This is a genomic window from Burkholderia stabilis (assembly GCF_001742165.1).
Lineage (GTDB): Bacteria > Pseudomonadota > Gammaproteobacteria > Burkholderiales > Burkholderiaceae > Burkholderia > Burkholderia stabilis.
In genome coordinates this window covers 3,749,882-3,775,637 of sequence record NZ_CP016442.1, presented here as the reverse complement: position 1 = coordinate 3,775,637, position 25,756 = coordinate 3,749,882, and the positions used below count along the sequence as shown (strand labels likewise).

24 protein-coding genes and 1 pseudogene are annotated in these 25,756 nt (G+C 68.9%); 11 read left to right on the top strand and 14 right to left on the bottom strand.

Going from position 1 to position 25,756, the window contains the following annotated elements; translation table 11 throughout:
* Nucleotides 1-191: 191 nt before the first annotated feature.
* The 11 genes from BBJ41_RS17620 to BBJ41_RS17570 all read left to right on the top strand — a co-directional run bounded on the left by BBJ41_RS17620 (nucleotide 192) and on the right by BBJ41_RS17570 (nucleotide 9,681).
* Nucleotides 192-755 (top strand): RNA polymerase sigma factor, encoded by a 564-nt coding sequence (locus tag BBJ41_RS17620; RefSeq protein WP_069747450.1) that lies wholly within the window; start codon nucleotides 192-194, stop codon nucleotides 753-755.
* Nucleotides 752-1,177, top strand: coding sequence for a DUF3619 family protein (locus BBJ41_RS17615; protein ID WP_069747449.1), 426 nt, complete (start codon nucleotides 752-754; stop codon nucleotides 1,175-1,177). Before BBJ41_RS17620 ends, BBJ41_RS17615 begins: the two co-directional genes overlap by 4 nt.
* Nucleotides 1,178-1,203: 26 nt before the next feature.
* On the top strand, nucleotides 1,204-1,965 hold the full coding sequence (locus BBJ41_RS17610; protein ID WP_069747448.1) for a DUF3106 domain-containing protein: 762 nt from the start codon (nucleotides 1,204-1,206) through the stop codon (nucleotides 1,963-1,965).
* A gap of 6 nt (nucleotides 1,966-1,971) precedes the next feature.
* Complete coding sequence (locus BBJ41_RS17605) at nucleotides 1,972-2,478, top strand: RDD family protein (RefSeq protein ID WP_069747447.1); 507 nt, start codon at nucleotides 1,972-1,974, stop codon at nucleotides 2,476-2,478.
* Nucleotides 2,479-2,702: 224 nt separating this feature from the next.
* Complete coding sequence (locus BBJ41_RS17600) at nucleotides 2,703-3,641, top strand: UDP-2,3-diacylglucosamine diphosphatase (RefSeq protein WP_069747446.1); 939 nt, start codon at nucleotides 2,703-2,705, stop codon at nucleotides 3,639-3,641.
* A 29-nt stretch (nucleotides 3,642-3,670) separates the two neighbouring features.
* On the top strand, nucleotides 3,671-4,705 hold the full coding sequence (locus BBJ41_RS17595; protein ID WP_069747445.1) for a glycosyltransferase family 4 protein: 1,035 nt from the start codon (nucleotides 3,671-3,673) through the stop codon (nucleotides 4,703-4,705).
* On the top strand, nucleotides 4,702-5,232 hold the full coding sequence (locus BBJ41_RS17590; RefSeq protein ID WP_069747444.1) for a diacylglycerol kinase: 531 nt from the start codon (nucleotides 4,702-4,704) through the stop codon (nucleotides 5,230-5,232). Before BBJ41_RS17595 ends, BBJ41_RS17590 begins: the two co-directional genes overlap by 4 nt.
* A gap of 206 nt (nucleotides 5,233-5,438) precedes the next feature.
* Nucleotides 5,439-6,197, top strand: coding sequence for a TetR/AcrR family transcriptional regulator (locus BBJ41_RS17585; protein ID WP_069747443.1), 759 nt, complete (start codon nucleotides 5,439-5,441; stop codon nucleotides 6,195-6,197).
* Nucleotides 6,194-6,775: an LOG family protein gene (locus tag BBJ41_RS17580; protein ID WP_011352722.1), complete on the top strand. Its 582-nt coding sequence runs from the start codon at nucleotides 6,194-6,196 to the stop codon at nucleotides 6,773-6,775. The genes BBJ41_RS17585 and BBJ41_RS17580 overlap by 4 nt, the downstream gene beginning before the upstream one ends.
* Nucleotides 6,776-6,798: 23 nt before the next feature.
* On the top strand, nucleotides 6,799-7,560 hold the full coding sequence (locus BBJ41_RS17575) for an SDR family oxidoreductase (protein WP_069747442.1): 762 nt from the start codon (nucleotides 6,799-6,801) through the stop codon (nucleotides 7,558-7,560).
* A 228-nt stretch (nucleotides 7,561-7,788) separates the two neighbouring features.
* Nucleotides 7,789-9,681, top strand: coding sequence for an ArnT family glycosyltransferase (locus tag BBJ41_RS17570; protein WP_069747441.1), 1,893 nt, complete (start codon nucleotides 7,789-7,791; stop codon nucleotides 9,679-9,681).
* A 169-nt stretch (nucleotides 9,682-9,850) separates the two neighbouring features.
* Here the strand turns inward: BBJ41_RS17570 and BBJ41_RS17565 are convergent, their stop codons facing one another.
* The 14 genes and pseudogenes from BBJ41_RS17565 to BBJ41_RS17500 all read right to left on the bottom strand — a co-directional run bounded on the left by BBJ41_RS17565 (nucleotide 9,851) and on the right by BBJ41_RS17500 (nucleotide 25,718).
* On the bottom strand, nucleotides 9,851-10,468 hold the full coding sequence (locus tag BBJ41_RS17565) for a DUF924 family protein (RefSeq protein WP_069747440.1): 618 nt from the start codon (nucleotides 10,466-10,468) through the stop codon (nucleotides 9,851-9,853).
* A pseudogene (locus tag BBJ41_RS17560) lies at nucleotides 10,465-11,195 on the bottom strand (alanyl-tRNA editing protein). Before BBJ41_RS17560 ends, BBJ41_RS17565 begins: the two are co-directional and overlap by 4 nt.
* Before the next feature lie 104 nt (nucleotides 11,196-11,299).
* Nucleotides 11,300-11,710 carry a group II truncated hemoglobin gene (locus BBJ41_RS17555; RefSeq protein WP_069747439.1) on the bottom strand — a complete coding sequence of 137 codons (411 nt, stop codon included), beginning with the start codon at nucleotides 11,708-11,710 and terminating at the stop codon, nucleotides 11,300-11,302.
* Between the two features lie 42 nt (nucleotides 11,711-11,752).
* Complete coding sequence (locus BBJ41_RS17550) at nucleotides 11,753-14,368, bottom strand: ABC transporter permease (RefSeq protein ID WP_069747438.1); 2,616 nt, start codon at nucleotides 14,366-14,368, stop codon at nucleotides 11,753-11,755.
* Complete coding sequence (locus tag BBJ41_RS17545; RefSeq protein WP_069747750.1) at nucleotides 14,365-14,982, bottom strand: DUF4126 domain-containing protein; 618 nt, start codon at nucleotides 14,980-14,982, stop codon at nucleotides 14,365-14,367. The genes BBJ41_RS17550 and BBJ41_RS17545 overlap by 4 nt, the downstream gene beginning before the upstream one ends.
* A gap of 213 nt (nucleotides 14,983-15,195) precedes the next feature.
* Nucleotides 15,196-15,516 (bottom strand): quaternary ammonium compound efflux SMR transporter SugE, encoded by a 321-nt coding sequence (gene sugE / locus BBJ41_RS17540; protein ID WP_069747437.1) that lies wholly within the window; start codon nucleotides 15,514-15,516, stop codon nucleotides 15,196-15,198.
* Nucleotides 15,517-15,681: 165 nt separating this feature from the next.
* Complete coding sequence (locus tag BBJ41_RS17535; protein WP_069747436.1) at nucleotides 15,682-15,963, bottom strand: putative hemolysin; 282 nt, start codon at nucleotides 15,961-15,963, stop codon at nucleotides 15,682-15,684.
* 158 nt (nucleotides 15,964-16,121) lie between these two features.
* Nucleotides 16,122-16,820, bottom strand: a complete 699-nt coding sequence (gene kdpE, locus BBJ41_RS17530; RefSeq protein ID WP_069747435.1) for a two-component system response regulator KdpE — start codon at nucleotides 16,818-16,820, stop codon at nucleotides 16,122-16,124.
* Nucleotides 16,813-19,653 (bottom strand): DUF4118 domain-containing protein, encoded by a 2,841-nt coding sequence (locus BBJ41_RS17525; protein ID WP_069747434.1) that lies wholly within the window; start codon nucleotides 19,651-19,653, stop codon nucleotides 16,813-16,815. The genes kdpE and BBJ41_RS17525 overlap by 8 nt, the downstream gene beginning before the upstream one ends.
* A gap of 147 nt (nucleotides 19,654-19,800) precedes the next feature.
* Nucleotides 19,801-20,382 (bottom strand): potassium-transporting ATPase subunit KdpC, encoded by a 582-nt coding sequence (gene kdpC, locus BBJ41_RS17520; protein ID WP_069747433.1) that lies wholly within the window; start codon nucleotides 20,380-20,382, stop codon nucleotides 19,801-19,803.
* 18 nt (nucleotides 20,383-20,400) lie between these two features.
* Entirely contained in the window at nucleotides 20,401-22,485 is a 2,085-nt protein-coding gene (kdpB, locus tag BBJ41_RS17515; RefSeq protein ID WP_069747432.1) for a potassium-transporting ATPase subunit KdpB, read from the bottom strand.
* Between the two features lie 54 nt (nucleotides 22,486-22,539).
* Complete coding sequence (gene kdpA / locus BBJ41_RS17510) at nucleotides 22,540-24,345, bottom strand: potassium-transporting ATPase subunit KdpA (protein WP_069747431.1); 1,806 nt, start codon at nucleotides 24,343-24,345, stop codon at nucleotides 22,540-22,542.
* On the bottom strand, nucleotides 24,342-24,434 hold the full coding sequence (kdpF, locus tag BBJ41_RS17505) for a K(+)-transporting ATPase subunit F (RefSeq protein ID WP_006752209.1): 93 nt from the start codon (nucleotides 24,432-24,434) through the stop codon (nucleotides 24,342-24,344). Before kdpF ends, kdpA begins: the two co-directional genes overlap by 4 nt.
* Before the next feature lie 309 nt (nucleotides 24,435-24,743).
* A complete protein-coding gene (locus BBJ41_RS17500) occupies nucleotides 24,744-25,718 on the bottom strand; it encodes a quinone oxidoreductase family protein (protein WP_069747430.1) in 975 nt (324 codons plus the stop codon).
* Between the last annotated feature and the right edge of the window lie 38 nt (nucleotides 25,719-25,756).

The following is a 25,756-nucleotide window of genomic DNA, read 5'->3' as shown; positions in this document are numbered from 1 at the left end:
GAATGGGTCGTCAAGCAAAATATCCCGCAGCGCATCATGGGCACCGCCCGGCACCCCGCCGCCGCGGCTCGCGCGCAACGCACGGCGCCCAACCCGGTGCCACGGGGCGCGAAAATTTGTTAGCATCCGCGGGTTTTACGAAATTTTTCGACCTTTCACACGCCGCAGTCCGCAGCGCATACCTTTACGGAATGGCATCAGACAAGGAACTCGCCGACTTTCTGGCGGGCGTCGAGAGGCGCGCGTTCAAGCAGGCTGCGTACGCCGTGCGTGACGACGATTCGTCGCTCGACATCGTGCAGGACGCGATGATCAAGCTGGCGGAAAAGTACGGCGACCGGCCGGCGGCCGAGCTGCCGCTGCTTTTTCAGCGGATCCTTCAGAACGCGATCCACGACTGGTTCCGCCGGCAGAAAGTCCGCAACACCTGGGTTACGCTCTTCTCGTCGCTGAACAACACCGACGACGACGACTTCGACCCGCTCGAAACACTCGAATCCGCGGACGACAACGCGGGCGTCGAGAGCAGCGAGCACCGCCTCGAACGAGAGCAGGTTCTGGCCCTGATCGACGAAGAAATCCAGAAACTTCCGGCGCGTCAACGGGAAGCGTTCCTGATGCGTTATTGGGAAGATATGGATGTCGCCGAGACTGCCGCCGCAATGGGGTGCTCCGAGGGCAGCGTCAAGACGCACTGCTCACGAGCCACCCATACCCTGGCGCAAGCGCTCAAGGCCAAAGGAATCACGCTATGAGCTCCGCTCCCGCAAACCGAGAACACGAATTCGCGCTGAAGGTGCGCCGCGCGCTGGACGAGCGCGCGTCGGCACTTCCTGCCGCGACCACTGACCGGCTGGCCGTCGCCCGTCGGGCTGCGCTCGCGCGCAAGAAGCCCGAACCCGCGACCGCGCCGGTGTTCGTACCGGCCTTCGCGGGCGCGGGCGGCGCCTACGCGCCGGCGCCCACGAGCCGCCCGCAGGCGTCGTTCGCGCGCCGCCTGCTGCGCGCGTGGCCGCTCGCGCTGCTGCTCGCGGGGCTCGTCGGCATCGCTTACTGGGAAGACATGCAGCGCACCGCCGAACTGGCCGATATCGACGCGGCAATGCTCAGCGACGACCTGCCGCTCAACGCGTATCTTGACCACGGGTTCAACGCGTATCTTTCGCGCGCTCACTAACAGACAATAACGAGGGGATCGCACGGGTGAGTCAGAAGCGCGGCCTGGCCGTATTTTTCGGATGCGTGATCGCGATCGCCGTTTCCTACGTCGCCACGTACTCGCGATTCCACCCGCCCCCCGCGACGACCTCCGCCGCGGCCAGCAGTCCTGCCGCGCCCGCCTCGGCCGCGACCGGGCCCGCCACCGACCTCCCCGCGCTGCCCCTGCCGCTGCCGGCCGCTACCGGCCCGCTGTCGTGGGCGCGACTCACGCCGGCGCAGCGCGCGGCGCTCGCACCGTTCGCCGACCAATGGGACGGCTTCAGCGACGCCCGCAAGCGCAAATGGCTGAAGATCGCATCGCGTTTCGCGAAGTTGACGCCGGATGACCAGAAACGCCTGCAGGACAGGATGTCCGAATGGGCGCGGATGACCCCCGAGCAACGCCGCGTCGCGCGCGAGAACTACCAGAGCGCGAAGGAGCTTTCCGCACAGGCACGCGAACGCGCGTGGAAGGCCTACCAGCAACTCCCCGAAGAGCAGAAGGAACGGCTCGCAGCGGCCGAGCGCCGCCGCCGGCCGAGCGTCGTCAGCGCGCCGCCGACCGTCGCCGACCGTGACGTCCGCCGCCTCGTCAATTCGCACGAGCACGCGGCCAGCGGCACGACCGCCGCACCGGCACCCGCTTCGGCCGGCGCCGCCGCGCAACCGGTGCCCGCGTCGTCGACGTCCGGCACCGCATCCGCGCCGGCCGCCGTGGCGCCGGTGTCGCCCGCCGACGCGCCGTCGCTGTTCAAGGGCTCCTGAGCGGCCGTGGCCGACGCCCGCGCACCCGGAATTCCGGCCGCCGCGCCGTCCGTGCGGCGGCGCCTCGCCGCGCTGCTCTACGAAGGCGTGCTGCTGTTCGGCGTCGTGTTCTTCGCCGGGCTCGCATTCGGCCTCGCGACGCAGCAACGCAACGGCCTCGTCCATCACAACCTGCTCGCCGCCTGGATCGCGCTCGTCGTCGGCGCGTACTTCGTGTGGTTCTGGACGCACGGCGGCCAGACGCTGCCGATGAAGACCTGGCGGCTGCGGCTCGAATCGTCGAGCGGCCGGCCGCTGAGCGCCGGCCACGCGCTCGTCCGCTATGCGCTCGGCTGGCTGTGGTTCCTGCCGCCGCTCGCGCTGCATCCGCTCCTCGGCCTGTCGGTACCCGTCACGCTCGCGCTCGCCGCCGCGTGGATCGCCCTGTGGGCCGGCGCCGCCCGGCTGCATGCCGGCCGCCAGTTCCCGCACGACCGGATCGCACGCACGCGCGTCGTCGCCATACCGCGCTGACGCGCCGCATTCGCCAGACGAAAACCACGCGCCCAGGCCCTTTCCGCCCGGCCTGACGGCTTGCCGGACCCGCGCCGCACGTTCGGTTCGGCAGGCTACACAACGCCCCTTCATTCACTGCTAAACACCTTGCAACAGTCGTAATAAGAACGTCTCGTGACTGTCACGGCACAGTCACGCCCGCATGGCGCAATGCCGGTAATGTCAACCGGCGCGAGTCATGCATGGGCCAGAAAACGTCCGCGACCTCCCTGTTCCGTCACCCGATCGGCGCCCGCGCCGCCACTGCCTTCCTGTCCGGCTCGGCCGCAACCGATGCCCTTTCGTCAGAAGAACCGCCCGCCGAGCACGTCACGCAGCACGACGATCCGGAGCCGTCCGCCCATCGCTACCGCACCATCTGGCTGTCCGACATCCATCTCGGCTCGAGCGGCTGCCAGGCGCCGTACCTGCTCGACTTCCTGCGCCACAACGATTCGGAATACCTGTACCTCGTCGGCGACATCATCGACGGCTGGCAACTGAAGAAAGGCTGGTACTGGCCGCAGGCACACAACGACGTCGTGCAGAAGATCCTGCGCAAGGCGCGCAAGGGCACGCAGGTCGTCTACATCCCCGGCAATCACGACGAAGGCGCGCGGCAGTTCTGCGATCTCGCGTTCGGCGACATCCAGGTGCGCGGCGAGGCGTTCCACACGACGCTCGCAGGCAAACGTTTGTGGATCGTGCACGGCGACCTGTTCGACGGCGTGATCCAGCACGCGAAATGGCTCGCGTACCTCGGCGACACGCTCTACACGCTGATCCTCGTGCTGAACCGCTGGTTCAACCGGATCCGCAGCCGGCTCGGCTTCCAGTACTGGTCGCTGTCGCAGTACCTGAAGCACCAGGTGAAGAACGCGGTCAACTTCATTTCGCAGTTCGAAACCGTGATGACCGACGAGGCGCGTCGCCGCGGCTGTGACGGCGTCGTGTGCGGGCACATCCACAAGGCGGAGATCCGCGACATCGACGGCGTGCTGTATTGCAACGACGGCGACTGGGTCGAAAGCCTGTCCGCACTCGTCGAAACGATGGAAGGCGAACTGAAGATCGTCTACTGGACGGTGATGCGCAGCGCACCGTCGGAGACCACGTCGCGCAAGGCCAAGGCCACTGCCTGACATAACCCTACTTACAGGACAATGCCGCGATGAAGATCATGATCGTCACCGACGCGTGGGAACCGCAGGTCAACGGCGTCGTGCGCACGCTGAAGAGCACGTCGCGCGAACTCACGGCGCTCGGCCACCGCGTCGAGCTGCTGACGCCGCTGGAATTCCGCACGGTGCCCTGCCCGACCTACCCCGAGATCCGCCTGTCGATCCTGCCGTACCGCAAGCTGCGCGCGCGGATCGACGCGTTCGCGCCCGATGCGCTGCACATCGCGACCGAAGGCCCGCTCGGCCTCGCCGCGCGACGCTACGCACGCTCGCGCAAGCTGCCGTACACGACCGCGTATCACACGCGCTTTCCGGAATACGTGCAGGCGCGCTTCGGCATCCCGCTCGCCGCGACCTACCGCTTCCTGCACTGGTTCCACGGCCCGTCGCTCGCGGTGATGGCGCCGACGCCGGTCGTCAAGGAGGATCTCGAGAAATTCGGCTTCACGAACGTCGTGCTGTGGACCCGCGGCGTCGACCTCGACGTGTTCCGGCCGATGGAATCGAAAGTGCTCAATACCGCACGGCCGATCTTCCTGTACGTGGGCCGCGTCGCGATCGAGAAGAACGTCGAGGCCTTCCTGCGTCTCGACCTGCCCGGCTCGAAGTGGGTCGCGGGCGAAGGCCCCGCGCTCGCGGAGCTGAAGTCGCGCTATCCGGAGGCGAACTATCTCGGCGTGCTGTCACAGGCCGAGCTCGCGAAGGTGTATGCTGCGGCCGACGTGTTCGTGTTCCCGAGTCGCACCGACACGTTCGGCCTCGTGCTGCTCGAGGCGCTCGCCTGCGGCACGCCGGTTGCCGCGTATCCCGTCACGGGCCCGATCGACGTGCTCAGCGGCGGTGATGCGGGCTCGATGCACGAGGACCTGCAGGAAGCCTGCCTCGAGGCGCTGAAGATCGAACGCACGACTGCGCGCGCGTGGGCGGAACGCTTCTCGTGGCGCGCGGCATCCGAGCAGTTCGCGTCGCATCTGAAGCCGCTGCCGAAGACCGCGTACTCGCCAGCAGAAGGTGCCGCCGTTTGAAACGAGACCTGAACGACAAGACCCCGCCCCCCGCCGCGACGCCGCAACGGCACCGCCCGTTCGACGAGGAAGAGCCGCACGCCGAAGCGGACGCGCACGAACCGCTCGGCCCCGACGATCAACTGACGCCGCTGCCGCCGAACCCGTACAAGCGCCACCGCGGCATCACGCGCGCGTGGTACGCGCTCAAGCATTCGCTGAACGGCTTTCGCGTCGCGATCCGCGAGGAGAGCGCGTTTCGGCAGGAGCTCACGCTCGCCGCGCTGATGCTGCCGATCGGCGCGTTCGCGCCGGTGCCGGCCGCATCGCGCGCGCTGCTGATCGGCTCGGTGCTACTGGTGCTGATCGTCGAGCTGCTGAACTCGAGCGTCGAGGCCGCGATCGACCGCATCTCGCTCGAGCGCCACGAACTCTCCAAGCGCGCGAAAGACCTCGGCAGCGCGGCCGTGACGGTCGCGCTGTTCGCGTGCGTGACGACGTGGGGCTTCGTGCTCGGCCCGGTGGTCGCACACTGGCTCGGCTTCTAGACGGCTGCCCGACGGGCGCCCTGCACCCCGCCCGTGTGCGGCGGTGCACCATGCGCCGCGCGGGGCCGCGATCACGAAATGCGCCCGATGTGGCGAAACCCCGGTTTATAATCGTCCGCTAGACATAGAACAGCAACCCGCGCCGGACGAATCTCGCAGCATCGATTGCAGCGCCCGCCAGTCCGGCACACACAGGGCCGGACGACATGGAAGCGAAACCTCCCCGCCGCACGCGCGAACGGATTCTCGAGTTGTCGTTGAAACTCTTCAACGAGATCGGCGAGCCGAACGTCACGACCACGACGATCGCCGAGGAAATGGAAATCAGTCCAGGCAACCTGTACTACCATTTCCGCAACAAGGACGACATCATCAACAGCATCTTCGCGCAGTTCGAGCAGCAGATCGAACGGCGGCTGCGCTTCCCCGAAGATCATCGTCCCACGATCGATGAAACCTGGTCGTACCTGCAGTACATGGCCGATTTCATGTGGACCTACCGGTTCCTGTATCGCGACCTCAACGACCTGCTTGCCCGCAACCGTACGCTCGAGACGCACTTCAAGCAGATCATCAGCCACAAGGTGCGCTTCGCGCGCGAGATGTGCGAGCTGCTCGTGTCCGACGCGGAGATGGTCGCCACGCCCGCCGAGATCGAAGTCATCGCCACCAACATGGCCGTTATTTCGACGTACTGGCTGTCGTATCAGTACGTGATGCATCCGCGCAAATACAACGACCAGGACGCGATCCGCGAAGAGCTGCACCAGGTCAGCATGCACGTGATCTCCGTGATGGCCCCGTACCTGCGCGGCCGGTCGCGCCAGCTGTTCGACGATCTCGTCTCCGGCAAGCTGCCCAAGCGCCAGTTCACCGACTACCTGCCGCCGCGCGACGGTTCGCCGCGCCCCGCCGGCAGTCCGGTCGTGAGCGGGCAGGCTCCCGCGAAGGACGCGAAGCAATGAAGGCAGTCTGCGTTTACTGCGGCTCGTCGTCCGGCGTGCGGCCCGTCTATGCCGACGCCGCGCGCGCATTCGGCCGTGCGCTCGTCGATGCAGGCCTCACGCTCGTCTACGGCGGCGGCCGCGTCGGCCTGATGGGCGTGATCGCCGACGAAGTGATGGCGGCCGGCGGCCGCGCGGTCGGCGTGATCCCCGAACTGCTCGTCGACAAGGAAGTCGGCCATACGGGGCTGTCGGAACTGCACGTCGTGCCCGACATGCATCACCGCAAGAAAATGATGGCCGACCTCTCCGACGCGTTCGTCGCGATGCCCGGCGGCGCCGGCACGCTCGAGGAGCTCTTCGAGGTCTACACGTGGGCGCAGCTCGGTTATCACCGCAAGCCCGTCGCGCTCTACAACATCGATTCGTTCTACGATCCGCTGATCGCGCTCCTGCGCCATACGGTCGACGAGGGCTTCATGCGTCCGGCCTATTTCGACGCACTGTGCGTCGAGTCGGAACCCGTCGAACTGATCGAGCGGCTGCGCCGCTACCAGCCGCCCGTCCACGACAAGTGGGCGCCCGACGCGGCGAAGTAAACGTCACCAGGAAACCGCACGCGATGACCGCTCCGTCCGACCGCAAGACCGTTCTCATCACCGGCGCGAGCCGCGGCATCGGCCGCGCGACCGCCGTGCTCGCGGCCGAACGCGGCTGGGACGTCGGCATCAACTACGCGCGCGACGCGGCAGCCGCAGAACTCACCGCACAGGCCGTCCGCGACGCGGGCGGCCGTGCGTGCGTCGTCGCGGGCGATGTCGCGAACGAAGCCGACGTCGTCGCGATGTTCGACGCCGTCACGACCGCGTTCGGGCGCCTCGATGCGCTCGTGAACAATGCAGGCATCGTCGCACCGTCGATGCCGCTCGCCGACATGCCGGCCGACCGGCTGCGGCGGATGTTCGACACCAACGTGCTCGGCGCGTACCTGTGCGCGCGCGAGGCCGCACGCCGGCTGTCCACTGACCGCGGCGGCCGCGGCGGCGCGATCGTCAACGTGTCGTCGATCGCGTCCCGGCTCGGTTCGCCGAACGAATACGTCGATTACGCGGGCTCGAAAGGCGCGGTCGATTCGCTGACGATCGGCCTCGCGAAGGAACTCGGCCCGCACGGCGTGCGCGTGAATGCGGTGCGCCCGGGCCTGATCGAGACCGAAATCCACGCGAGCGGCGGCCAGCCGGGCCGTGCGGCCCGCCTCGGCGCGCAAACGCCGCTCGGCCGCGCGGGCGAAGCGCACGAGATCGCCGAAGCGATCGTCTGGCTGCTCGGCGACGCGGCGTCGTACACGACGGGCGCCCTGCTCGACGTCGGCGGCGGTCGCTAATCGCACGCGCGACGCATCCAGATCGCCGCCTGAAACAATCTGTCGTCACGACACCACAAATCTCCACAATTTCGTGACGGTTTCAGTAAACATTCGTAATAGATCCATGCTCTACTAGCGGGCATTCAGACAGGCGCCGTAAACGCCTGTTCCGCGCCGCCCTGATGTGGCCCTTATCGGTCCGACCCATGTCGCCGGACCGGCTCGATCAGACCCGAGATCTTTTCCATGCCTGGAACCGCAGCGCCCAGCCGGCGACGCACGCCCGTGCCCGCCCCGGCCGCGCACACCCGCACGACCGCTGACGCCAACCTCGCCGCGACGCTCGACGCCGCCGGCACGCCCGTGATGGCCGCGACCGCTGCGGCCACCACCGCCCGCGATCGCACGCTCCTGCTCGGCTGGCGGGCCTGGCTGCTCGTCGCGGCACTGGTCTGCGCGTATGTGCTGCCCGGCGTGCTCGGCCACGATCCGTGGAAACAGGACGAAACCTACACGTTCGGCATCATCCAGCACATGCTCGAGACCGGCGACTTCGTCGTGCCGACCAATGCCGGCCTGCCGTTCATGGAAAAGCCGCCGCTTTACGCGTGGGTCGCGACCAGCCTCGCCTGGCTGCTGCAGCGCGTGATGCCGCTGCACGACGCGGCACGGCTCGCGAGCGCGCTGTTCGCCGCGCTCGCGTTCGGCTTCATCGCACGCGCGGCGCGGGTTGCCAGCCGCGCGGACGGCTGGCTCGACCTGCGCGTGATCGGCCCGGTCGTGCTGAGCGCAGGCACGCTCATCGTCATCAAGCACATGCACGACATGATGACGGACGTCGCGCTGTTCGCCGGTACCGCGATGGGCTTCTGCGGATTGCTCGAACTCGTCACGCAGCACGTCGCGCGCGCGCAGCAGATGCGCCACGGGCTGCCGGTCCGGCCGTCGAGCCGCTGGGCCGCGCCGATCTTCGGCGCGGGCGTCGGCATCACGCTGATGACGAAAGGACTGTTCGTGCCGCTCGTGTTCGCGGCAACGCTCACGGGCACGCTGGTGCTCTACCCGGCCTGCCGCACCCGCGCGTTCGCGCGCTCGCTCGGCATCGCCGCGCTCGTGTTCGCGCCGTTCGCGCTCATCTGGCCGATCGCGCTGTTCATGCGCTCCGAGACGCTGTTCATGACGTGGTTCTGGGACAACAACGTCGGCCGCTTCTTCGGCTTCTCCGTCCCCGAACTCGGCGCGGAAAACGACAAGCCGTTCTTCATCCTGCGCGCCTTCCTGCTCGTCGGCTTCCCGGTCGCGCCGCTCGCGATCGTCGCGCTCGCGCTCGGCGCATGGCGCGACTGGCGCACGCCGCGCATCGCGCTGCCCGTGCTGTTCGCCGGCATCGGGCTCGTGGTGCTGCAAGTGTCCGCGACGTCGCGCCAGCTCTATATCCTGCCGTTCTTCGCGCCGCTCGCACTGGTCGCCGCGCAGGCGATCGAACGCCTTCCGCGCCGGCTGCATCTTGCGTGGGATTACCTGAGCCGCATCCTGTTCGGCGCGACCGTCGCGCTCGCATGGGCAATCTGGGCGGTGATGGCCGATCCGGCCGCGTCGCGCGCGGATCTCGCGCCGCTCGGCCGCTGGCTGCCGCTCGACTGGACGATGCCGATCGAGCCCGCGCTCGTGACCGGCGCGCTCGTGCTGACGATCGGCTGGCTGTCGCTGCTGCCGAAGCTGCGCACGGCCGGCCTCTGGCGCGGCGCGCTGTCGTGGGGCGCCGGCGCACTCGTCGCATGGGGGCTCATCTATACGCTGCTGCTGCCGTGGCTCGACGTTGCGAAGAGCTACCGGTCCGTGTTCGACGACCTGAACGCGCATCTCGCGCTCGAATGGAACGACGGCGACTGCATGGCGAGCCTGCACGGGCTCGGCGAATCGGAAGCGCCGATGCTGTACTACTTCTCCGGTATCCAGCACACGCCGATCGACGATGCGCGGACCACGCGCTGCACGTGGATGATCGTCCAGGGCGTGCGGGCCGTCGATCCGGCGCCCGGCAACGAATGGAAACTGTTCTGGACGGGCGCACGCCCGGGTGACAACGAGGAACTGCTGCGCGTCTACGTGCGCACGCCCGAACAGCACCTGCAGTGACGCGGGACGGCGCACCGCGCCGTCTTGCCTGCCCTCATCCGCGGCGAAGATTGACACCGGCCGCCCGCGCAGCGCGCACCCTCCGGCAATGCGCGCGGCAGCCCCCTACCCGACCGCCCATGCGCCCGCACGAATCCGCGAGCGCACCCTCTCCGCCCGTCACGCAGCGTCAGAACGACGAACCGGGCTCGCGAAGAAACGCCGTCTCCTCGTCGGTCGATACACGACCGAGAATCGTATTCCGGTGCGGAAAGCGGCCGAAACGCTCGACGACGGCCGCATGCCGTAGCGCGAAGCCGTGATAACGCTCGCACCCGGCCTCGTCGCGAATGCCCGCGCACAGGCGCACGGCCTCGCGCTGGCTTTCGGGCGACTCGTCGTGCTCGAACGGCAGATACGCGAACGCGCGGTGATGCCCGCTCGGCAGTTGCGCGTCCCAGCCGGCCGCGACGACGCGGCGCGCGAGCGCAAGCGCCTTCGGATCGGCGGCGAACGCACGCGGCGTGCCGCGGTGAATGTTGCGCGAAAACTGGTCGAGCACGACGATCAACGCAAGCGCGCCGAGCGGCGAGCCGGCCCAGTGATCGCATGCGCCGTCGCACGCGGCATCGAGCAGCGCGCCGTAGCGCGTGCGCAGAATGTCGTCGAATGCCGCACCGCCGTTGAACCAGACCTTGCGTTCCTGCCCGAGCTCGGCCGAACCGGGCTCGCCGAACCAGAAATCCAGAATCTCCCGTGCTTGCGGGTCCAGCGCCGCCGCGCCCGCGTTTCCGGTGTCGATCGTCATGCAAACTCCAGTACGAGGCGCCGTGTGCGCGCGCTCTTCTTTTCAAGTTTCGCGACGCGCAACCCGCCGATTTCCGACGTGTTGCGCACGTGCGTGCCGCCGCACGGCTGCAGGTCGACATTCTCGATGCGCAGCAGCCGCACGCGACCGAGACCCATCGGGGCTTCACGCTCATCGTGCGCACGAGTTCGGGCCGTTCGGCCATCTCGTCGTCGGTGATCCATTCGGTCGTGACCGGATGCGCGCCGACCACCAGGCCAGCGAGGCGCCGCTCGACATCGTCGCGGTCGATCGCTTCGGACGTCGCGAAATCGAGCCGCACGTAGTCGGCCGTCACGCTGCAGCCGTCGACCGCGTACGGCAGCACCGCGCACATCAGGTGCGCGGCCGTATGCAGCCGCATGTGGCGGTAGCGGCGCAGCCAGTCGATCTCCGCGACCACGCGCGTGCCGGGCATGAGCGACGCGATGCGCGCCTCCTGCCCGGGCGCCGGCACATGCACGGCGTCGTCGGGCGTCGCGCCGTCGAACTTCGCCTTGCGCGTGTCGGCGATGTCGATCGTGCTGCCGTCGGGCAGCGTCAGCGTGCCGGCATCGCCGGCCTGACCGCCGCCGAGCGGATAGAACACGGTGCGGTCGAGCCGGATGCCGTCGTCGCCGACGGCCTGAACGATCGCGTCGCATTGCGTGAGGTACGCGTCTTCGCGAAACAGCGCTTGTGTCGTCATCGGGCGAGCCTCGTATCAGTGGGGGAAACGGCCAGTGTCGCGCCGCGCGGTGCGCGCGCCCAGACGCAGATCGTCCCGCGCGCAGGCAGCGGCGTATCGGTCGATCAACCGGGCCGGTTGCGCATCCAGTCGGCCGTGTCGTAGAACGAATGCATCAGCCGCTCGCGCAGCGGTTCGGGCAGCCCGGTGTCCTCCATCGCCCACGCCATGCAGCGCAGCCACTGGTCGCGCTCCACCGACGCAATCGGGAACGGCAGGTGCCGCGCGCGCAGCCGCGGATGGCCGAACCGGCTGATGTAGTGGTCGGGCCCGCCGAGCCAGCCGCACAGGAACCAGAACAGCTTGTCGCGCGAGCCGTCGAGCGATGCCGGGTGCAGCGCGCGAATCTGCGCGAACTCGGGCTCGAGGTCCATCAGGTCGTAGAAGCGGTCCACCATTTCGCGCACGCGGGCTTCGCCGCCCACGAGCTCGAACGCCGTCGGCTGCGACGGCGCATCGTCATTCACATCGGTCATACGGATAGTCGGAAAACGGGATCTTCGGGGCCGCGGCGACGCTCATGCATCGCGCAGCGACTGCAGCGCAGGGCGCCGCAACACATTATGCAGGCTCAGCCAGCCGGCCGCACCCGCGCACGCGACGCCGGCCGCGATGCCGGCCGGCACGAGCCACGGATCGACGGCGAGCTGGAAGTCGAACACGCGCGACGCGAGCACCCAGCCGACCGCGATCGCACCCGCCGACGCCAGCGCGCCGGCGAGCGCGCCGACCACGACGAATTCCGCGCGCTGCACCGCATTGACCTGCGCGCGCGACGCGCCGAGCGCGCGCAGCAGCGCGGCCTCGCGCACGCGCTCGTCACGCGAGCCGGCAAGCGCCGTGTACAGCACGAGCACGCCGGCCGCGAGCGTGAACGCAAACAGGAACTGCACCGCGCCGACCACCTGCAGCATCATCCGCTGCAACTGCGCGAGGATCGGCGCGACGTCGATCGCGGTCAGGTTCGGGTAGCGCGCGATCAACGGATCGAGCAGCGCGGCGTTCGACGCCGGCAGGTGGAAGCTCGTCAGATAGACGGCCGGGAAATCCTTCAGCACCGGCGGCGGCATCAGCACGAAGAAGTTGACGCGGAACGAGCCCCAGTCGAGCTTGCGCACGCTCGTGATCGGCGCGTCGACCGTCAGCCCCGTCACGTCGAAGCGCAGCACGTCGCCCGGCTTCACGTTCAGCGTCTTCGCGAGGCCGGCCTCGATCGAGATCTGCGGCGTGGCCGCGGTGCCGAACCAGTCGCCTTCGACGATCCGGTTGTCGGACGGCAGCTCGGTCGTATACGACAGGTTGAACTCGCGGTCGACGAGCCGGCGCGCCTCGTCGGATGGGTACGCGTCCGGATTCACCGGCTTGCCGTTGATCGCGACGAGACGGCCGCGCACCATCGGCGCGGGCGCCGCGTCGCGCACGCCGTGCGCGGTCAGATAAGCCGCAACGTCGTCGCGCTGGTCGGGCTGGATGTCGATCAGGAACTGGTTCGGCGCATCGGGCGGCGTCGACTGCCGCCAGCCCGCGACGAGATCGTTGCGCGTGATCGCGATCAGCAGCAGGCACATCAGGCCGAGCGCGAGCGCGGTGATCTGCAGCGCGCTGGCCGTGCCGCGCCGGTGCAGCGACGCGAGCGCATAGCGCCAGCCGACGCCCGCGGCCACGCGCGCGTTGCGCACCGCGCGGGCGGCGGCGAACAGCACGAGCCGCGCGATTAACGCGAAACCGACCAGCGCGCCGGCGAACCCGCCCGAGACGATCAAGCCGAGCTTCAGGTCGCCCGCGGCCACGATCAGCAGCCCCGCGAACAGCGCGACGCCGATCGCGTACGCGGCCCACGCGGTGCGAGACGCATCGCCCCATTCGCGCCGCAGCACGCGCACCGGCGGCACGCGCGTGAGCGGTACGAGCGGCGGCAACGCGAAACCGAGCAGCAACACGAGTGCGGCCCCCACGCCGATCAGCGCCGGCCACAGCGTGGGCGGCGGCAGCACGACGTCGATCAGGCCGCCGAGCGCGGCCAGCAACGCCCAGTGGCCGCCGTAACCGAGCACCGCGCCCGCGGCGCCCGACACGATCCCGATGCCGGCGAATTCGAGCGCGAACAGCGCGCCGAGCGTGCGGCGGCTCACGCCGAGGCAGCGCATCGTCGCGCAGCCGTCCAGATGGCGCCGCATGTAGCGCTGCGCGGCCATCGCGATCGCGACCGCCGCGAGCAGCGCGGTCAGCAGCGCGACGAGCGTCAGGAAATGGCGCGCGCGATCCAGCGTCTGCCGCACCTGCGGCTGCCCTTCCTGCAGCGATTCGAGCCCGACGCCGCGCAGTTTCCCGCCGTCGACGCGCGTGTGCGCATACGCTTCGAAGCGTTCGACGGCCGGCTGGTCGCCGGCGACCAGCAACCGGTACGTGACGCGGCTGCCGTAGCCCGTGAGCCCGGTCGCGGCGAGTTCGTCCGCGCGCATCATCAGCCGCGGCGAAAAATTGACGAATGAAAAACCGCGATCGAGTTCACGGGAAATCGACGCGGCGACCGTGAACGTGCGCAGCCCGACGCGCACGGTGTCGCCCGTCTTCAGGTGCAGCGCATCGAGCAGCGCGGGATCGGCCCATACGGTGCCGGGAGCCGGAATCGCCGTCGCCTTGTGCGCGGCGGCGGCGCCGGCCGGCAGGATCTCGACCGCGCCGCGCAGCGGATATCCGGGTGACACGGCCTTCACGGCCGCGAGGCGCGAGGGCGCCGCATCGCCCGCCTGCCCGCCCGCAGCGGACGCAATCATGCTCGGGAAGATCGCGGTCGTCGCGGTACGCAGGCCGAGCGCGCGGGCCTGCAGGTCGAACGAAGGATCGACGGGACGATCGGCGCGCACGACGAAATCGGCGCCGAGCATCTGGCGTGCATCGCGCTCGAGCCCCTGGCGCAGCCGGTCGGCGAGAAAGCCGACGCTCGTCAGCGCCGCGACCGCGAGCACCAGCGCGAGCACCAGCAGCGTGAGCTCGCCCGCGCGCCAGTCGCGCGCGGTCATCCGTGCGGCCTGGCGGATCAGGTCGCGCAGGCCGAAGCGGCCGGCATGCGCGGGCGTGTCATGGCCGGGTTGCCCGGCCGGCGGCTGCGCCGCGTGTTGCTGCCCCTTCAATCCCGCTTGCCCCCGATCGAGTTGAGTCGCGACACCATGTGGTTCGCCATCCCGCGAAAACCGCCCGACACGCCGCGCCAGAGGCGCGGCAGCGCCCACGCCGACGCCGCGATGAACGCGGCGAGCAGCACGAGGAACGCGAGCGGGACGAAGAACGCGAGCACGAGCCCGCCGACCACGAGGCCATCCTCGGTCGACGACGCGACCCAGTTCGAAATCGGTTCGGGAGACAGGTTGATCAGCGCGCGCGTGCCGGCTTTCGCCACGTGCGCGGCGCCGGCGAGCGAACCGCCGGCGAGCCCCGCGACCGCCAGCACGGTCGGGTCGGCATGGCCGAGCGCGCCGGCCGCGAGCACGGCGCCGGCCGGAATGCGGATGAAGGTGTGCACGGCATCCCACAGCGAGTCGAACGCGGGGATCTTGTCGGCAAGGAATTCGGTCAGGGCAAGCACGGCCGCGGCGCCGATGACCCACGGCGACATCAGGACGGCCAGCGTGTCGGGCAGATGGAGCCAGCCGACGCGCGCCAGCAGGCCGGCGATCAGCACCGTCAGGTACAGGCGCAGCCCGCTCGCCCACGCGAGCCCCGCGCCGAGCGAAATGGCTTCGATCATGGCCCTCTCCTTGCACTTTCCGTGCGATTTGCCGATTGACCGGATCGGGTCGGTCTGGCCGGCCGCGCGGCGCGTGGCGACCGGCGCCGCATGCCGCGAACGGCACGACAGCATTCAGGCCCGAATGCGTTCCATTATAGACAGGCTATCCGGGAGGCCGACGCAATTCCGCAGTGCGGCAGCCGGGCGCATGCACGCCCGGCTGCCGTGTCGTCAGGCGGCTGACGACAGCTTGAGGCCGATCAGCCCGGCGACGATCAGCGCAGCGCTCGCGACGCGCGCGACGGTCAGCGCCTCGCCCATCATCACGATGCCGAACACGAACGCGCCGACCGCGCCGATGCCCGTCCACACCGCGTACGCGGTGCCGAGCGGCAACTGGCGCATCGCGACCGCGAGCAGGCCGAAGCTGGCCAGCGCCGTCACGATCGTAAACACCGACGGACCGAGCCTCGTGAAGCCGTCCGACGATTTCATGCCGGCCGCCCAGGCCACCTCCAGCAAACCGGCAATCAACAACAATACCCACGCCATCTCGACGTACTCCGTATCGGATGGGGTCGTCCCCGTTGAAGCGAATGACCCGGGGTCGTCCCCGGGCGGCGCCGAGTATAACAAGATGCTTACGGGCACGCCGGGTGCGGTGCATGGCCAGCGGCCGATCCGGGGCAGGATCGGCCGGGCCCGGTCAGCCCGATATCAGTTCGATACGCGCTTGGGCGCGACGCCGCCGACGCAGCGGTCGTCGCGATACAACGTCCACTCCTCGCACACACGGCCATCCTTGAACATGCACATCCCGACCTGCCCGCGCGGCAGGCTGCGGACCACGTGGCGACCGCCGAGCTTCTCGCAGTTGACCGACGCGGGATTGGCCATCGACGGCTGGGCGGACGGCTGCTGCCCCTGCGGCAGCGGTTGGGCGAACGCGCCGGGCGCAGCAAGCGCCAGCGCACAGATGACGGTCAGACGGACGGACATTGCACGCTCCTGGTTCTTGTTCGCGGAACGGTCAGCATAACGGGGAATCTGCGGCCGGTGTGCAAGGGCGACGCCAGTCGCGAGACTGTCGCGCCGCCGCAACCCTGCCGGCACGCGGCGTCACGCCGATGCGTGTCGCCGCTGCCCGGCAAAACCGGTCATGCGGCGCCGACGAGCCGGTAGCCGACCCCCGTCTCGGTGACGATGTACTCGGGTTGCGCCGGATCGCGCTCGAGCTTCTGGCGCAGGTGCGCCATGTAGATGCGCAGGTAGTGATGACTCTCGACGTGCGACGGCCCCCACACGTCGCGCAGCAGCTGGCGGTGCGTGAGCACGCGCCCCGCGTGACGCACGAGCGTCGCGAGCAGCCGGTATTCGAGCGGCGTCAGGTGCACGATCTCGCCGTCGCGCCACACCTGGCGCAGCGCGAGATCGACGGTCACGGTGCCGAAGCTCACCTTCGGCGATTCGTTCGCGCCGCCCTGGTTGCGCCGGCGCAGCTGCGCGCGAATCCGTGCGCGCAGCTCGGACACGCCGAACGGCTTGGTCAGGTAGTCGTCGGCGCCCGCGTCGAGCGCCGCGACCTTCTCTTCTTCCTGCGTGCGCGCGGACAGCACGATCACCGGCACCTCGGTCCAGCCGCGCAGTTCGCGGATCACGTCGAGGCCGTCGGTATCGGGCAGGCCGAGGTCGACGATCACGAGATCGGGCTTGCGCGTCGCCGCGTCGATCAGCCCCTGCTTGCCCGTCTCGGCCTCGAACACGGCGATGTCCTCCTCTTCGAGCGCGGCGCGCACGAAACGGCGGATCTGCTTTTCGTCCTCGATCAGGACAACGGTCAGGCTCGGTTCACTCATGGTCTGGCAATGGCTCGGATGGGGACGATGCGCCCGGCTCGTCGGTTTCGTCGTCGGGCACGGCAGGCGCGGCGGGCGGCGTCTCGACCGGCAGCGTGAACCAGAAGCGCGCGCCCGTCACGCGGCCGTCGGGCGCGGTGCGGTTGAGCGCGCCGATTCTACCGCCGTGCGCCTCGACGATCGCGCGACAGATCGCGAGGCCGAGCCCGATGCCCGGCGTCGCCGATTCCTTCTCGCCGCGCGTGAACTTGTCGAAGATCCGCGTTTCCATGCCGGCCGGCAAACCCGGGCCGTGATCGTCGATGCGCACGCGCACGAACGGCAGCCCGTCGTCGGTCACGCGCTCCGCGCCGATGTCGATCGGCGTGTCCGGCGGCGTGTACTTCGCCGCGTTCTCGAACAGGTTGGTGAAAAGCCGCTCCATCAGCACCGCGTCCATCTGCAGCAGCGGCAGGTCCGCCGGCAGCGACACGCGCGCGGGATGGCGCACGAGCACGCGCTTGCAGGCGGCGAGCGCGGCGCCGACGGTTTCCTCGAGCAGCGACCACTGGCGCTTGAGCTGCAGGCTGCCGGCCTGCAGCCGCGCCATGTCGAGCAGGTTCGTGACGATGCCGGTCATGCGCAGCGCTTCGTCGTGGATCGCGTCGACCAGCTCGCCCTCGCGCTGCGCGAATCGTTCGGCCGCGGCGTCGCCGCCCGGCGCGGTCGCGCGCCCGTTCGCGAGCATCGACGAGAAGCCGACGATCGTCGTGAGCGGCGTGCGCAGATCGTGCGAAATCGCCGACAGCAGCGAGTTGCGCAGCCGCTCCGACTCCATGTTGACGAGCGCGTCGCGCGCAATCTCGACGTAGTGCACGCGTTCGAGCGCCAGCGCGATCTGCGCGGCGAATGCGTCGAGCATCCGCTGCTGCTCGGGCACTTCCAGCTCGCGCGGCTCGCGCGACGCGACCGCGAGCACGCCGCGCGTGCGCATCGGCGCCTTCAGCGGCAGGTACAGCGCGGCCGTCGCGGGCAACGTGTCGGTGCCGCGGCCGGCCGGTTTCTGCTGGTCGTACACCCACTGGCCGACGTCGGTATCGAGATCGGCGCCCGTCAGCGTGACGGCCGCGTCGGGCTCCTCGATCTTCTGCCGCACCTTGTCCGCGCTGTCGGGCAGCAGGAACGCGACGCGCGCGCGAAACACCTCGCCCACGTGGCGGCTGCCGATCTCGACGATCTGCTCGGTGGTGAGCGCCGCGCCCAGCTCGCGCGCCATCGCGTAAATCGCGCCGGTGCGACGCTCGCGGCGCTGCGCGACGCTCGCCTGGCGCGTCAGCGTCGATGTGAGGTGGCTGATCACGAGCGACGTCAGCAACATGCCGAAGAAGGTCAGCAGATATTGCGTGTCGCTGACCGAGAACGACATGCGCGGCGGCACGAAGAAGAAATCGAACGCGGCCACCGACAGGAACGATTGCAGCACGCCCGGGCCGCGCCCGAGCCGCACGGCCGAGAACACGACGCCGAGCAGGTACAGCATCACGAGGTTCGTGAGGTCGAGCCGCGTGGACACGACGCTCGCGACGACCGTGATCGCCGCGCAGATCGCGGCCGCATACACGTAGTGACGCGGCGGTGAACGGCGCGTGCCGAACTGCGCGAACGCATCGCGCCAGTCGCGCGCCCGTGCGTCGAGCGGCACGGCGCGCACCTCGTCGCTCGCGGACGCGCGCAGCAGCATCAGGTCGACGTCGCCCGCGCGTTCGGCCAGCTTCTCGCCGAACGGCCGCGCGAAACGGCGCACGAGCCCGGCCTTCGGCGAGCCGCCCGCGACCACCTTCGACACGTTGCGCACCTTCGCATAGCCGATCAGCGCGGCGACCGCGTCGGCGCCCGCGAGCGTCGCCGTCTCCGCGCCGAGCTCGGCCGCGAGCTTCAGCGCGTCGAGCGTGCGCTGCCGCTGCGCGTCGGGCAGCCGCTGCAGGCGCGGCGTCTCGACGTACACGGCAATCCAGTCGGCCTTCAGGCTCGCGGCGAGCCGCGCGGCCGCGCGCACGAGCGTCGGCGCCTCGGGGCCGGGCCCGACGCACACGAGCAGCCGCTCGCGCGCCTGCCAGATACGCTGGATCGAGCGGTCGGCGCGGTATTCGCGCATCTGCGCATCGACGCGATCGGCCGTGCGGCGCAGCGCCAGTTCGCGCAGCGCGATCAGGTTGCCCTTGCGGAAGAAATTGCGCACCGCGCGCTCGGCCTGCTGCGCGAGATAGACCTTGCCGTCGCGCATCCGCTCGAGCAGTTCCTCGGCCGGCAGATCGACGAGCGTGACTTCGTCGGCTGCGTCGAACACGCGGTCGGGCACCGTCTCCCACACGCGGATGCCGGTGATCGCGCCGACCACGTCGTTCAGGCTTTCGAGGTGCTGGACGTTGACGGTCGTATACACGTCGATGCCCGCGTCGAGCAGCTCGTAGACGTCCTGCCAGCGCTTCAGGTGCCGCGCGCCCTGCACGTTCGAATGCGCGAGCTCGTCGACGAGGATCAGTTGCGGCTGGCGCGCCAGCGCGCCGTCGAGATCGAATTCGGCGAGCGTGCGGCCGCGATAGTCGATGCGCGCGGGCGGCAGCACGTCGAGGCCGTCGAGCAGCGCGACGGTTTCGCTGCGGCCGTGGGTCTCGACGACGCCGATGACGACGTCGACGCCGTCCTGCAGGCGCTGGCGCGCGGCCTGCAGCATCGCATAGGTCTTGCCGACGCCGGCCGATGCGCCGAAGAAGATCTTGAGCTGGCCGCGCCGTTGCTTTTCTTCGTCGCGCTGCAGCTTGTCGAGGAGTTGGTCTGGATCGGGACGGTTCATGCGTGAGGAAAGCGGAGCGCCCGGATGCGCGCGAGTACGAGCATTGTTGTTCCAAATCGCCGCAAAAGGCAAAGACGGCGCATGCGCCGTCGGGAAAAAGTGCGCGCGGCGCGGATCGAACCGCGCCGCACGCCGGTTACCTCGCGATCAGTGCGCGGCCTGCGCCGCGTCGAGCGCGAGGTTCAGCTTCAGCACGTTCACGCGCGGCTCGCCGAGCACGCCGAACTGGCGGCCCGCCGTGTTCGCGGCAACGAGCTGCGCGACCGCATCGGGCGCCAGGTTGCGCGCCTTCGCGACGCGCTCGACCTGGTACGCGGCGGCGGCCGGCGTGATCTCCGGATCGAGACCGCTCGCCGACGCCGTCACGAGGTCGACCGGCACGGGCTTCGACATGTCGGTGCCGGCGTCGTGCAGCGCGGCGATGCGCCCCTTCACCTGGTCGGCGAGCGACGGGTTCAGCGGGCCGAGGTTCGAGCCGCCGGAGCCGGTCGCGTTGTACGGCATCGGCGACGTGGCCGACAGCCGGCCCCAGAAGTATTTCGGCGCGTCGAACTGCTGGCCGATCAGCGCGGAGCCGACTGCCTTGCCGTCCTTCTCGATCAGGCTGCCGTTCGCCTGCGACGGGAACACGGCCTGGCCGAACACGGTCATCACGGCCGGGTAAGCGAGCCCCGTTACCGCGACCAGCACGGCAAAGATCACGACGAGCGGACGAATCAACGTTTTCATGATGTTTCCTTCGATACCTCAAGCCCAGCCGAGCGCGGCGAGCGTCATGTCGATCAGCTTGATGAACGGGAACGGCAGCAGCACGCCGCCGAGGCCGTACACCAGCAGGTTGCGGCGCAGTAGCGACGCGGCGCCGAGCGGCCGGTACGTGACGCCCTTCAGCGCGAGCGGGATCAGCGCGACGATGATCAGCGCGTTGAAGATCACCGCCGACAGGATCGCCGACGCCGGCGACGTCAGATGCATGATGTCGAGCACGCGCAGCTGCGGGTACGTCGTCACGAACGCGGCCGGGATGATCGCGAAGTACTTCGCGATGTCGTTCGCGATCGAGAACGTCGTCAGCGAGCCGCGCGTCATCAGCATCTGCTTGCCGATCTCGACGATCTCGATCAGCTTCGTCGGGTTCGAATCGAGGTCGACCATGTTGCCGGCTTCCTTCGCAGCCTGCGTGCCGGTGTTCATCGCGACCGCGACGTCGGCCTGCGCGAGCGCCGGCGCGTCGTTGGTGCCGTCGCCCGTCATCGCGACGAGGCGCCCCGCCGCCTGGTGCTCGCGGATCGTCGCGAGCTTGGTTTCCGGCGTCGCTTCCGCGAGGAAATCGTCGACGCCCGCTTCCGCCGCGATCGCCGCGGCCGTCAGCCGGTTGTCGCCCGTCACCATCACGGTCTTGATGCCCATCTTGCGCAGTTCCGCGAAGCGCTCCTTGATGCCGCCCTTCACGATGTCCTTCAGCTCGATCACGCCGAGCACGCGCGCCGCACCCTCATGCAGGTCGGCCACGACGAGCGGCGTGCTGCCGCGGCGCGCGACCTCGTCGACCGCGCGGCGCACTTCTTCCGGGAAGCGGCTGCCGTGCGTCTCGACGTAGCGACGGATCGCGTCGGCCGCGCCCTTGCGGATTTCTCGGCCGGGCAGATCGACGCCGCTCATCCGCGTCTGCGCGGAGAAGCCGAGGAACGTCGCGTGCAGTTGCGCCATGTCGCGCTGGCGAATGTTGAAGCGCTCCTTCGCGAGCACGACGATGCTGCGGCCTTCCGGGGTTTCGTCGGCGAGCGACGACAGTTGCGCGGCGTCGGCCAGCGCTTCCTCGGTCACACCCGGCGCGGGCACGAACGTCGATGCCTGGCGGTTGCCGAGCGTGATCGTGCCGGTCTTGTCGAGCAGCAGCACGTCGACGTCGCCGGCCGCTTCCACCGCGCGGCCCGACGTCGCGATCACGTTCGCCTGCATCATCCGGCTCATCCCCGCCACGCCGATCGCGGACAGCAGCCCGCCGATCGTCGTCGGGATCAGGCACACGAGCAGCGCGACGAGCGCGGTGATCGTCACCACGTGGCCGGCCTTCATCGCTTCCACCGAGAACATCGAGAACGGCAGCAGCGTCGCGGTGGCGAGCAGCATCACGATCGTCAGCGCGACGAGCAGGATCGTCAGCGCGATCTCGTTCGGCGTCTTCTTGCGCTTCGCGCCTTCGACCATCGCGATCATCCGGTCGAGGAACGCCTCGCCGGGGTTCGCGGTGACCTGCACGACGATCCAGTCGGACAGCACGCGCGTGCCGCCCGTCACCGACGAGAAGTCGCCGCCCGATTCACGGATCACCGGCGCGGATTCGCCGGTGATCGCCGATTCGTCGACCGATGCGACGCCGTCGATCACTTCGCCGTCGGCCGGGATCACGTCGCCGGCCTCGACGAGCACGACGTCGCCTTTGCGCAGGTCGCTCGCGGTCGTGATGCGGATCGGCGACTTCGGATGCGGCTCGTTGAGCTTCTTCGCCATCACGTCCTTCTTCGCACTGCGCAGCGATGCGGCCTGCGCCTTCGAGCGCCCTTCGGCGAGCGCCTCGGCGAAGTTCGCGAACAGCACCGTGAACCACAGCCACAGCGCGATCGCGAGGATGAAGCCCGACGGCGCCTCGGCCTGGCCGGCGAGCGCGGCGATCCACAGGATCGTGGTCAGGATGCTGCCGACGTACACGCAGAACATCACCGGGTTGCGGAACTGCGTGCGCGGCGTGAGTTTCTTGAACGAGTCCACGATCGCCGGGCGCAGCAGCGCCGGATCGAACATGGACCGTGTTGCGGAATGTTGAGTCATTGCGATCTCTTCAATCTCTTCAGTCTTTTCAATGTGTGACCGTGCGGGCGCGCATCACGCGCCCAGCCACATCATCAGGTGCTCGACGCCAGGGCCGAGCGCAAGCGCCGGCACGTAGGTCAGCGCGCCCACCAGCAGCACGGTGCCGAGCAGCAGCACGACGAACAGCGGGCCATGGGTCGGCAGCGTGCCGCTCGTCACCGCGATGCGCTTCTTCGCGGCGAGCGAGCCGGCGATCGCCAGCACCGGCACGATCGTGCCGAAGCGGCCGAACCACATCGCGATCGCGGTCATCCAGTTGTAGAACGGCGTGCCGACCGTCAGGCCCGCGAACGCGCTGCCGTTGTTGTTCGCGGCCGAGCTGAACGCGTACAGGATTTCCGAGAAGCCGTGCGGGCCCGGGTTCGCGATGCCGGCCTTGCCCGCATCGGCGAGCACGGCGATCGACGTGCCGAGCAACACGAGCAGCGGCGTGAGCAGCACGACGATCGACACCATCTTCATCTCGTACGATTCGATCTTCTTGCCGACGTATTCCGGCGTGCGGCCGATCATCAGGCCGGCGACGAACACCGCGAGCAGCGCGAACACGAGCATCCCGTAGAGGCCCGAGCCGACCCCGCCGTAGACCACCTCGCCGAGCTGCATCAGCAGCATCGGCACGAGGCCGCCGAGCGGCGTCAGCGAATCGTGCATCGTGTCGACCGCGCCGCACGACGCGGCCGTCGTCGCGACCGTGAAGATGCCGGTCTGCGCGATCCCGAAGCGCGTTTCCTTGCCTTCCATGTTGCCGCCCGGCTGCAGCGCGCTCGCCGACTGGTCGACGTGCAGCGCGGCAAGCGTCGGATTGCCGGCCTGCTCGGCGCTCACCTCGACGCCGATCGCGATCACGAACGCGACCGTCATCGCCGCGAGCACCGCAATGCCCTGCCGGCGGTCGCCGATCACGCGGCCGAACACGAGGCACAGCGCGGCCGGGATGATCAGGATCGCGAAGATCTGGATGAAGTTCGCGAACGGCGTCGGGTTCTCGTACGGATGCGCGGAGTTCGCGTTGAAGAAGCCGCCGCCGTTGGTGCCGAGCATCTTGATCGCTTCCTGCGACGCGACCGGGCCCATTGCGAGCGTCTGCTTCGTAAGCGGCGTCTGGACCGTCACCGGGTTGCCCTTGTCATCCTTCACCGGGCTGCCCTGCGCGTCGAGCTTCGGCGCCGCGTAGGTGCTCGCCTGCAGCACCGGCACGTCCTCGTACGCCTTCATGTTCTGGATCACGCCCTGGCTCATCAGCAGCGCGGCGATGATCATCGACATCGGCACGAGCACGTACATCGTCACGCGCGTGAGGTCGACCCAGAAGTTGCCGATCGTCTGCGCGGTGTGACGCGCGAAACCGCGCACCAGCGCGATCACGACGACGATGCCGGTCGCCGCCGACAGGAAGTTCTGCACGGTCAGGCCGAGCATCTGCGTCAGGTAGCTGACGGTCTGCTCGGGCGTGTAGTCCTGCCAGTTCGTGTTGGTGACGAAGCTGACGGCCGTGTTGAACGCGCCGTCGACCGTCATCGCGCCGAACTGCTGCGGGTTGCCGGGCAGCCAGCCCTGCAGGCGCAGCAGGCCATAAAGGAACAGCGCGCCGAGCGCATTGAACGCGATCGTCGCAACCGCGTACTGCTTCCAGTTCATTTCGGTGCCGGCGTCGACGCCGGCGATGCGGTACAGCGCGCGTTCGAGCGGCCCGAACACGCGCACGACGCGCGAGCTGCCGTCCATCACCGCCGTCAGGTAGCGCGCGACCGGAACGGCCGCCGCCAGCAGCACGACGATGAAGATGAGCGTCTGCAACAGGTTGTTCGCGTTCATTCGATGTCCTCCGCGCGCAGCAGCGCAAAGACGAGATACGCGAACAGCAGGGCCGTCGATGCGCCCGCCAGCCAAAGCATCCAGGTCATGCCCGCCCCCGCGGCCGTATTGCGCGAGCTTCTCGCAACCGGCAACCAAACCGAGGATCAGCGCGGTGAAGAGCACCAGTACGCCGATAAAAACCCCATCCATTTTTTGTTCTCCATCGTCGGAATCAGACGACTAGAACCTTATGGGAACGCACGTAAAGGACGGGTCAAAGGTATCGGGGCGGATATAAAAAACGCGTAAACGTGCGAACAGGCGTGGACGGGCGCAACCCGGGAGGCGGGACGGACGGCGCAGCGGCGCCGTCCGCGAAGACGCGTACCGGCATGGCGCCGGCACGACAGGCAGGGTCAGGGAACGAGGATCGTCGAGCCGGTGGTCTTGCGCGCTTCGAGATCCGCATGCGCGCGACCGACTTCGGCGAGCGGATAGCGCTGGTTGATGCTCGTCTTCACCTTGCCCGACAGGATCACGTCGAACAGCTCGGCGGCAGCCGCTTCGAGATCGGCGCGCTTCGCGATGTACGAGAACAGCGTCGGCCGCGTGAAGAACAGCGAACCGCGCGACGAGAACTCCTTCGAGTCGATCGGCGGCAGCGGGCCCGACGCATTGCCGAAGCTGATGAAGTAGCCGAGCGGCGCGAGGCTGTCGAGCGAGCCGATGTAGGTGTCCTTGCCGATCGAGTCGTAGACGACCGGCACGCCGGCGCCGTTCGTGATTTCCTTCACGCGCTGCGTGAAGTTCTCGCGCGTGTAGACGATCGGATGATCGCAGCCGTGCGCCTGCGCGAGCGCGGCCTTTTCGTCGGAGCCGACCGTGCCGATCACGGTCGCGCCGAGCGCCTTCGCCCACTGGCACACGAGCAGGCCGACGCCGCCGGCCGCCGCGTGAATCAGGATCGTGTCGCCGGCCTTCACCGGGTACGTGCGGCGCAGCAGGTAATGCGCGGTCAGGCCCTGCAGCATCACCGACGCCGCATCGTCGTAGCTGATGCCGTCCGGCAGTTTGACGAGCTTCTCGGCCGGCATCACGCGCTCCTGCGCGTAAGCGCCCGGCGGTTGCCCGACGTACGCGACGCGATCGCCGGCCTTGAGCGCGGTCACGCCGTCGCCGACCGCCGTCACCTCGCCCGCCGCTTCCATCCCGAGGCCGCCGGGCAGCGGCTGCGGATAGAGGCCCGTGCGGAAATACACGTCGATGTAGTTGAGCCCGACCGCGTGCTGCCGGATGCGGACTTCGCCCGCCTTCGGCTCGCCGACCTCGACATCGACCCACTTCATCACGTCCGGGCCGCCCGGCTGGTCGTATCGGATTGCTTTCGGCATCGTTTCGCTCCTCGTCTGTCAATCGGTCAGGAAATGGT

What these genes read in the sequence shown, in the direction of transcription:
- BBJ41_RS17620 (WP_069747450.1), top strand. Translation starts at nt 192, where the DNA reads ATGGCATCAGACAAGGAACTCGCCGACTTTCTGGCGGGCGTCGAGAGG.
- BBJ41_RS17615 (WP_069747449.1), top strand. Translation starts at nt 752, where the DNA reads ATGAGCTCCGCTCCCGCAAACCGAGAACACGAATTCGCGCTGAAGGTG.
- BBJ41_RS17600 (WP_069747446.1), top strand. Translation starts at nt 2,703, where the DNA reads ATGGGCCAGAAAACGTCCGCGACCTCCCTGTTCCGTCACCCGATCGGC.
- BBJ41_RS17595 (WP_069747445.1), top strand. Translation starts at nt 3,671, where the DNA reads ATGAAGATCATGATCGTCACCGACGCGTGGGAACCGCAGGTCAACGGC.
- BBJ41_RS17585 (WP_069747443.1), top strand. Translation starts at nt 5,439, where the DNA reads ATGGAAGCGAAACCTCCCCGCCGCACGCGCGAACGGATTCTCGAGTTG.
- BBJ41_RS17580 (WP_011352722.1), top strand. Translation starts at nt 6,194, where the DNA reads ATGAAGGCAGTCTGCGTTTACTGCGGCTCGTCGTCCGGCGTGCGGCCC.
- BBJ41_RS17575 (WP_069747442.1), top strand. Translation starts at nt 6,799, where the DNA reads ATGACCGCTCCGTCCGACCGCAAGACCGTTCTCATCACCGGCGCGAGC.
- BBJ41_RS17570 (WP_069747441.1), top strand. Translation starts at nt 7,789, where the DNA reads ATGCCTGGAACCGCAGCGCCCAGCCGGCGACGCACGCCCGTGCCCGCC.
- BBJ41_RS17565 (WP_069747440.1), bottom strand. Translation starts at nt 10,468, where the DNA reads ATGACGATCGACACCGGAAACGCGGGCGCGGCGGCGCTGGACCCGCAA.
- BBJ41_RS17555 (WP_069747439.1), bottom strand. Translation starts at nt 11,710, where the DNA reads ATGACCGATGTGAATGACGATGCGCCGTCGCAGCCGACGGCGTTCGAG.
- BBJ41_RS17545 (WP_069747750.1), bottom strand. Translation starts at nt 14,982, where the DNA reads ATGATCGAAGCCATTTCGCTCGGCGCGGGGCTCGCGTGGGCGAGCGGG.
- sugE (WP_069747437.1), bottom strand. Translation starts at nt 15,516, where the DNA reads ATGGCGTGGGTATTGTTGTTGATTGCCGGTTTGCTGGAGGTGGCCTGG.
- BBJ41_RS17535 (WP_069747436.1), bottom strand. Translation starts at nt 15,963, where the DNA reads ATGTCCGTCCGTCTGACCGTCATCTGTGCGCTGGCGCTTGCTGCGCCC.
- kdpE (WP_069747435.1), bottom strand. Translation starts at nt 16,820, where the DNA reads ATGAGTGAACCGAGCCTGACCGTTGTCCTGATCGAGGACGAAAAGCAG.
- BBJ41_RS17525 (WP_069747434.1), bottom strand. Translation starts at nt 19,653, where the DNA reads ATGAACCGTCCCGATCCAGACCAACTCCTCGACAAGCTGCAGCGCGAC.
- kdpC (WP_069747433.1), bottom strand. Translation starts at nt 20,382, where the DNA reads ATGAAAACGTTGATTCGTCCGCTCGTCGTGATCTTTGCCGTGCTGGTC.
- kdpB (WP_069747432.1), bottom strand. Translation starts at nt 22,485, where the DNA reads ATGACTCAACATTCCGCAACACGGTCCATGTTCGATCCGGCGCTGCTG.
- kdpA (WP_069747431.1), bottom strand. Translation starts at nt 24,345, where the DNA reads ATGAACGCGAACAACCTGTTGCAGACGCTCATCTTCATCGTCGTGCTG.
- kdpF (WP_006752209.1), bottom strand. Translation starts at nt 24,434, where the DNA reads ATGACCTGGATGCTTTGGCTGGCGGGCGCATCGACGGCCCTGCTGTTC.
- BBJ41_RS17500 (WP_069747430.1), bottom strand. Translation starts at nt 25,718, where the DNA reads ATGCCGAAAGCAATCCGATACGACCAGCCGGGCGGCCCGGACGTGATG.